We start from the raw sequence: 251 nt of genomic DNA, 5'->3' as shown, positions 1-251 counted from the left end.
ATCCCTTCGCCTGTAAATCAAAAGCATTCGTAAGAACTTGCGCCATTTCCGCACGAGTTAACGTTGCTTTCGGTCTAAAGTTTCCATGCTCGTCTCCCATAAAAATTTCTAGTTCCGTTAAAGCTAATATCTCTTCAATAAAGTTTGTTGAATTTTCATCGATATCCCCATATGGGTTTTCATATTCATCTTGTTCTTCTATATCAAATACACGATAAATTAAAGCTGCAACTTGCTCACGTGTTACGTCA

1 protein-coding gene is annotated in these 251 nt (G+C 37.1%); it reads right to left on the bottom strand.

Going from position 1 to position 251, the window contains the following annotated elements; genetic code table 11:
• The coding region (locus SB775_RS31975) for an S-layer homology domain-containing protein (protein WP_410865308.1) at positions 1-251 on the bottom strand (251 nt) is incomplete at both ends.

The organism is Peribacillus sp. SIMBA_075, assembly GCF_046534585.1.
The sequence above is the reverse complement of the archived record's forward strand: the minus strand, read 5'-3'. Positions and strand labels throughout refer to the sequence as shown.